Below are 1989 nucleotides of genomic sequence, written 5' to 3'. Positions count from 1 at the left end.
CCCTTCCGGCGCCCAGCACGCCGATGCGTGTGCTGTGCGCCCCAGATTCCCTCGTGGGCTTCTCGCTCATCAGGCCTCCTTCGCAGCGGGTGGATAATTCCTGTCCTCCAGCATCCCATCACACGCGCGGGCGCTCGTGCCCATCGGACCGTAATGAGCCGATGTGAATAAAGCACACTGCCCCGCACCGGCAGTGGTGCGGGACAGTGGGGTATCTGTGGTCATCGCCCCGTAAGCGCTAGCCGCCAAAGACCGGCGCCAGGGCCTTGACCAGTTCGTTGACTCCCAGGGCCAGGAACAGGGCAGCGGTGATGCCCAGCGCAATGTTCGTGTGCCACTTGTTGCGCCACTGCTCCGGGGTGCGTTTGCCGTTGAGCAGACCCAGCAGGGTCAAGGCCAGGAACGGCATGAACAGCGAACCGAGCACACCATAGGCCAGGATCAGCGCGATCGGACGGTCCAACAGGAACAGCAGCATCGGCGGGAAGGTCAGCCACAGCACGTAGAACCTGAAGTACTTGCCGCCCACGCGGGTGTCCTCGTGTCCCGATCCCTTGCCGCGGATGTTGCCCCAGAAGTCGGCGAACATCAGCGAAACGCCGTTCCACACGCCGATGATCGAGGAGAAGGACGCGGCCCAGAAGCCGACCAGGAAGCCGATGCCCACCACGTCGCCGTAGCTTCCTGCAGCACGTCGGTCAGGTCCAGCAGCCCGGCATCACCGGCGGAGAGCGCCACCCCGGCCGAACGCACCACCTCGGCGCCGACCACCAGCATGGCGATCACGAAGACGCCGGTGATCACGTACGCCATCGAGTTGTCAAGCCGCATCACGCGCATCCACTTCGGGGTGTACCAGCCCTTTTCGCGCAGCCAGTAGCCGTAGGCGGCCAGGGTGATGGTGCCGCCCACGCCGCCGGCCAGGGCCAGGGTGTAGACCACGCCGCCTCGGGGATCATCGGGATCAGACCGACGAACATCTGCGGAACGTTCGGCACCGCAATGATCGCCAGGCCCACCACGGTGATGAACATCAGGCCCACCAGCACGGCGGTGACCTTCTCAAAGAACGCGTAATGCCCGAACCACACCATGGCAAAGCCGGCCAGTCCCATGAAGATCGCCAGATCTTCAAGTCCACGGCCGGGAACAGCGCCGCCAACGGCATCGCCGCGGAGCTCATGGCCGTCGCCCCGTACACAAAACCCCAGATGACGATGTAGGCCGAAGTACCAGGTGGTCCACTTGCCCAGGGAGCGCCAGCCCTCGAAGATGGTCTTGCCGGTGGCCAGGGTGAATCGTCCGGCACCCTCGACCAGGATGATCTTCAGGATCACACCGAGCACCACCGCCCACAGCAGTGCATAGCCGTAGCGGCTGCCGGCCACGAGGGTGGCGACCATGTCCGCGGCGCCCACACCGGTGGCGGCCACCACCAGGCCGGGGCCGACGATCTTCCATTTCGGGGGCGCACCGGAGTCCAGCCCGGTCTCCCGGTCCCGCTCGGGGATCGCCGGTTGATTCTCTTCGGACATGACGTCATCAATCCTTAATCGTCGTGAACATCGTCAGCTCCGGCTGGCGCCCCGACACCTGCGGAGCAGGCCAGGGCGGCAGATCAGCCGATGGTTCAAACCTAGTGTGTGAGACACCGCACAACCAGTATTCGTGACTCCGAATCCCGGCGTGCCGTCCCGCCCTCGTGGCGGAAGCATGTCGAAGGCAAAATGTGATCCTTGCGGCATCGGTTCCGGGCGTGCCGACACCGGTTCCCGCGGAGGCCGCGCCGGGGCGCGTCAGGAGCTTCGCGCAGCGACCGCGCGGGCATTTTGTTTGGCGGCCAATTGGGTAAGGTGGGGGACAGGAACACCGGGCGCCCGAACGAACCACGACGGAGCGCAACAGCAGGTGGGCCACCCCAAGCTTCAAATTCTGGCGACCGTCAATGCGACGCGCCCGCAACCACCGCAGCAGCCGGCGCGCCGGGCA

At 65.5% G+C, this 1989-nt stretch carries 3 protein-coding genes; all 3 read right to left on the bottom strand.

The window, feature by feature from the left end; all coding sequences use genetic code 11:
• Nucleotides 1-238 precede the first annotated feature (238 nt).
• From JCM19049_RS20835 to JCM19049_RS20825, 3 genes are read right to left on the bottom strand one after another with little or no spacing between them, the layout of a single operon-like run.
• The gene (locus tag JCM19049_RS20835; RefSeq protein WP_279403162.1) at nucleotides 239-670 is read right to left on the bottom strand and encodes an Nramp family divalent metal transporter; all 432 of its coding nucleotides are present in this window, start codon (nucleotides 668-670) and stop codon (nucleotides 239-241) included.
• Nucleotides 589-912: a hypothetical protein gene (locus tag JCM19049_RS20830; RefSeq protein ID WP_279403161.1), complete on the bottom strand. Its 324-nt coding sequence runs from the start codon at nucleotides 910-912 to the stop codon at nucleotides 589-591. The genes JCM19049_RS20835 and JCM19049_RS20830 overlap by 82 nt, the downstream gene beginning before the upstream one ends.
• The gene (locus tag JCM19049_RS20825) at nucleotides 831-1535 is read right to left on the bottom strand and encodes an Nramp family divalent metal transporter (RefSeq protein ID WP_279403160.1); all 705 of its coding nucleotides are present in this window, start codon (nucleotides 1533-1535) and stop codon (nucleotides 831-833) included. Before JCM19049_RS20825 ends, JCM19049_RS20830 begins: the two co-directional genes overlap by 82 nt.
• Nucleotides 1536-1989: the final 454 nt, after the last annotated feature.

This window comes from Arthrobacter sp. JCM 19049, from assembly GCF_001310435.1.
The sequence above is the reverse complement of the archived record's forward strand: the minus strand, read 5'-3'. Positions and strand labels throughout refer to the sequence as shown.

Coding starts and splice junctions, on each gene's coding strand:
- JCM19049_RS20825 (WP_279403160.1), bottom strand. CDS start 1,535: ATGTCCGAAGAGAATCAACCGGCGATCCCCGAGCGGGACCGGGAGACC.